Source organism: Actinomycetota bacterium (assembly GCA_036280995.1).
In the GTDB taxonomy this organism is placed as follows: domain Bacteria; phylum Actinomycetota; class CALGFH01; order CALGFH01; family CALGFH01; genus CALGFH01.
Genome location: DASUPQ010000315.1, coordinates 1 through 3038 on the forward strand (window position 1 = coordinate 1; position 3038 = coordinate 3038).

Consider the following 3038-nt stretch of genomic DNA (forward strand, 5'->3'; position numbering starts at 1 on the left):
GGCGCTGGTCGAGATGGGAGCGCAGGTGCGGGAGTGGCGGTTGCACGCCCGCACCGGGATGAGCCTGAACGACCTCGCCGACTGGATCAATCCGGTCGTGCGGGGCTGGATCAACTACTACGGCCGGTTCTACCGGTCGAAGCTGTATCCCCTCCTGCAGCGCATCAACACCTACCTGATGCGCTGGGCTGGCAAGAAATACAAGCGGTTACGCGCCTACCGGCGCTTCACCAGTTGGTGGTTCGGGATCGTCGATCGAAACCCCGAGCTGTTTACCCACTGGCGATTGGTGCGCACGTTCGCAGGATTGCGATGAGACGAGCGGAGTGACGGGAGACTGTCACGCTCCGTTCTGTGGGAGCCCGGGGGTGAGATTCCCCCGGGCCACCCGGCGGTGCAGGGGGTGGAGGGTCCGGACCGGGAGCTGTGGGACGCCGGCGAGGTGGTCGGCCATCTGGTCGCGGAGGGCAGCATGTTCGCGTTCCTGGCCGAGCACCGCGGCGAGGTGTTCCCCGACGAGCAGTACGCGGATCTGTTCTCCCCGATCGGGCGCCCGTCGCTGCCGGCGACCCGGATGGCCGCGGTGCTGACGTTGCAGGCGCTGCACGAGCTGTCGGATCGGGAATGCGCCGAGGCGGTCCGCTGCGATCTGCGGTGGAAGGTGGCGTGCGGGCTGTCGCTGCTGGATGAGGGGTTCGATCCCTCGAGCCTGACCTACTGGCGTCAGCGGATCGCCAAATCGGGGCGCCCGCACCGGATCAACGACGCGATCCGGCAGGTGATCGAGGCGACCGGGGTGTTGGCGGGTCGACGACGCCGGGCGGTGGACTCCACGATCCTCGACGACGCGGTGGCCACCCAGGACACCGTCACCCAGCTGATCTCGGCGATCCGGCGGGTGGGGCGGCAGGTCCCCGGCGGCGGTGAGGTGATCGCGGCGGTGTGCACGGGGCACGACTACACCCAGCCGGGCAAGCCGCGGATCGACTGGACCGACCCGGACGCGAAGCACGCGCTGGTCTCGGGGTTGGTGACCGACGCGAACGCGGTCCTCGCGGCGCTCACCGACACCGACACCGTGACCGAGCTCGGCGAGACCGCTGCGGCCGCGGTGGCGTTGCTGGCGCTGGTGGCCGGGCAGGATGTGGAACCCGCCGAGGGCTCCGATGGGCGTGACGGGCGGTGGCGGATCGCCCGGAAGGTGGCCCCGGACCGGGTGATCTCCACCGTCGACGAGCAGGCCCGGCACACCCGCAAGTCCCCGAGTAGCCGCCGGGACGGCTACCGCGCTCACCTGGTCGCCGAACCCGAGACCGGGTTGATCACCGACGAGGCGCTGACCATGGCCGCCGGAGCCGACAACGCCGACGCCGCAGTGGCGCAGACGTTCCTGACCGACACCGACACCGACCGGGCCGAGACCGCAATGCAACCCGCGACCAGCGAGGACACCGCGACCAGCGAGGACACCGCGACCAGCGAGGCCGGGCAGGCCCCGGCGGGGAGTGGAAGCGCCGCACGCGAGGACGCGTCGGCGGGTTCGGCTGGGGACTCGGGTATCGGCGTCGGCGATCGGGCCGGGGGCGGGGGCGGGGGCGGGATCGCGGACGCGGCCCGCGCGGCGTTGCGCTGGTACGGCGACTCGGCCTATGGCACCGGTGATCTGCGGGATGCGATTGAGCGGTCCGGGGACCAGGCCGTGATCAAGCCCAAGCCGGTGGCGCCCGCGGTCGCGGGCGGGTTCACCGTGGACGACTTCACCGTCGACGAGGGCGCCGGCGTCGTGACCTGCCCGGCCGGGCAGACCCGCCCGCTGTCGCCGCGCCGGTCGGTGACCTTCGGAGCGCTGTGCCGGGAGTGCCCGCTGCGCGCCCGGTGCACCACCTCGAAGACCGGTCGCACCCTGGTCCTGCACGAACACGACGACCTGCTGCGCGCCGCCCGAGCCGACTGGACAACCGACCCCGCGCTGCGCGAGGACTACCGCCACCACCGGCCGAATATCGAGCGGGTCGTCTCCCAGGTCGCGAGCCAGGGCGGGCAGCGGGTCAAGCTGCGCTACCGCGGCACCATCAACAACCACGCCTGGCTCAAGCGGCGCACCGCGGCGCTGAACCTGCGCAACCTGATCGGTCGTGGCCTTACCCGCATCGACCGAACCTGGGTCCTGGCCATCTGAACAGCCAGGCCGCGGCCAGCGCCCACCACCCTCCGAATCCACCCGGTCAGATCCCCTCCACCGGTATCCGTGACCGGCGCCGCGCCGGTCGCCCACGCGACCGGCCGAACATCACCGAGGCCACCAGAGCCAGCGTCGGTCCCGACGAACCCCACACAACCTCGCTTTTCAGCGCCCTCCTAGCGCGAATGCTGCCGGCTCGAGAAGGGCTAGTGACCGGGTCGCCTCGGGACGGCGGGCGGCGGCGAACAGGACGGCGAGGCCTCCGTAGGAGTGGCCGACCAGGTGCGCGCCGTTGCCCATGAGTGTGGCGATGTCCTCGGCGTCGCGCAGGAAGTCCTCACCGTCGGCCGCCGGGCTGCGCCCGTAGCCGCGGCGGTCCGGCGCCAACAGGCGATAGCCCTCGTCAGCGAGCGGTCGCTGCACCTCCCACTCCTCGGCCGCGGTGGCCAGCGAACCGTGGGCGAGCACCACCGACGTCCCGTCGCCCCAGGCCTCCACGTGGATGTCGGTGTTCGGATACGTGCCGAGTGTCGTGTCCGTCGTCATGACTGTGTTCCTCTTTCGTTGCTGCTGTAAGGGTGTCGAGTGGCGGTCAGGCCGGAACGGCGGTTCGTCCTCGGTCAGTCGGTCTGTCGGTCACGCGGCCATCGACAGCGGGGCGACGAAGTCCTGGACTGCCACGGTCCCGGCGAAGACACCGAAGAAGCGCCCGGCGAGGACGGGATCGTCGCGCATGGCGGCGAAGAGCCGCTCGTCCTGAGGGGTGGGCGGCGCGAGCGCGGACGTGGCGTAGGTGAAGTCGTACATCGCCATGACGGCCGCGTTCCGCTGCCGTTCGTACGCCGCGAGGGCGTCG

The 3038-nt window shown here is 71.2% G+C and carries 4 protein-coding genes and 1 pseudogene; 3 read left to right on the forward strand and 2 right to left on the reverse strand.

Annotated elements, in window-relative coordinates:
• The 3 genes and pseudogenes from VF468_10615 to VF468_10625 all read left to right on the forward strand — a co-directional run.
• Positions 1-316, forward strand: a 316-nt coding sequence (locus VF468_10615; GenBank protein ID HEX5878760.1) for a group II intron maturase-specific domain-containing protein, incomplete at its 5' end; no start/stop codon positions are given.
• A gap of 156 nt (positions 317-472) precedes the next feature.
• A pseudogene (locus tag VF468_10620) lies at positions 473-1381 on the forward strand (transposase).
• Between the two features lie 45 nt (positions 1382-1426).
• Positions 1427-2179, forward strand: coding sequence for a transposase (locus VF468_10625; protein HEX5878761.1), 753 nt, complete (start codon positions 1427-1429; stop codon positions 2177-2179).
• A gap of 168 nt (positions 2180-2347) precedes the next feature.
• Here the strand turns inward: VF468_10625 and VF468_10630 are convergent, their stop codons facing one another.
• Positions 2348-2728: an alpha/beta fold hydrolase gene (locus tag VF468_10630; GenBank protein ID HEX5878762.1), complete on the reverse strand. Its 381-nt coding sequence runs from the start codon at positions 2726-2728 to the stop codon at positions 2348-2350.
• Positions 2729-2818: 90 nt separating this feature from the next.
• The coding region (locus tag VF468_10635; GenBank protein HEX5878763.1) for a hypothetical protein at positions 2819-3038 on the reverse strand (220 nt) is incomplete at its 5' end.